We start from the raw sequence: 876 nt of genomic DNA on the forward strand, positions 1-876 counted from the left end.
CCCCCTACGGAGATCACCCCAGGCGTGCGGCAATAAACTCAACGGCTCTTTGTGCGCCCTGGGCCGAAATGGTGTGCCCGATGCCCGGCTCAAACTGGCTGCTGACCTGCACACCCAGAGCGCGCAGACGCTGCTCCGCAGAATGCCCTTCCTGCACCGGGATAACATCATCGGCCATACCGTGCAGCACCAGCACCGGGGTATTCAGTGCCGGAGTGAACGGGGCGGGTGATGACAGGCGGCCGGAAAAGGCGACAATGCCCGCAATCGGCCAGCGGCCCGACACCAGCGTATCCAGCGCCATAATCGACCCCTGCGAGAAGCCGACCAGCACCACCTTATCCAGGCTGTCGCTCATCTGATGCCGATCGAGGATCGCCTGCAGTGTCTGGTCAAAGGCAGCGCGCGCTGCTGCCACCCTCGCAGGACGGTTTTCTGGCGTGATACCCGCCAGGCTAAACCACTGCCAGCCAGCGCCATGTTCAAAGTGGTACGCGGCATTGGGGCTGGCAAAGCTTACGCCTGGCAGTGTGGGCGCCCAGTGGTCACCCAGGCCTGCCAGATCATCGCCGCTGCTGCCAACGCCGTGCAGTAAAATAACTAATCCTTTCGACATTGTTCGCCTCGTAAATCAGATTAAAAACCGTAGCCGCTCATGTCTGGGCCGGCGGGCACAATCCCGTTCGGGTTCAGTGCCTTAATAGAGTAATAACCCTGCTTAATATGGTCGATGCTAACCGTTTCACGCACGCCGGGAAGCGCCAGCAGACGTTGCAGGTAAGCATCCAGCGCGGGGAAGTCCCGAAGCTGACGCAGGTTGCACTTAAACAAACCGTGATAGGCAACGTCAAAGCGAATCAGCGTCACGAACAGGCG

General features: G+C 60.0%; 1 protein-coding gene and 1 pseudogene. Both read right to left on the reverse strand.

What is annotated here, in order from left to right; genetic code table 11:
- Positions 1-13 precede the first annotated feature (13 nt).
- Complete coding sequence (locus tag WH277_RS00940; RefSeq protein WP_339454746.1) at positions 14-616, reverse strand: alpha/beta hydrolase; 603 nt, start codon at positions 614-616, stop codon at positions 14-16.
- Positions 617-636: 20 nt separating this feature from the next.
- Positions 637-876: pseudogene (locus WH277_RS00945) on the reverse strand (glutathione S-transferase family protein); the annotation flags it as partial.

This window comes from Erwinia sp. MYb416, from assembly GCF_037479575.1.
Lineage (GTDB): Bacteria > Pseudomonadota > Gammaproteobacteria > Enterobacterales > Enterobacteriaceae > Erwinia > Erwinia rhapontici.

Coding starts and splice junctions, on each gene's coding strand:
- WH277_RS00940 (WP_339454746.1), bottom strand. CDS start 616: ATGTCGAAAGGATTAGTTATTTTACTGCACGGCGTTGGCAGCAGCGGC.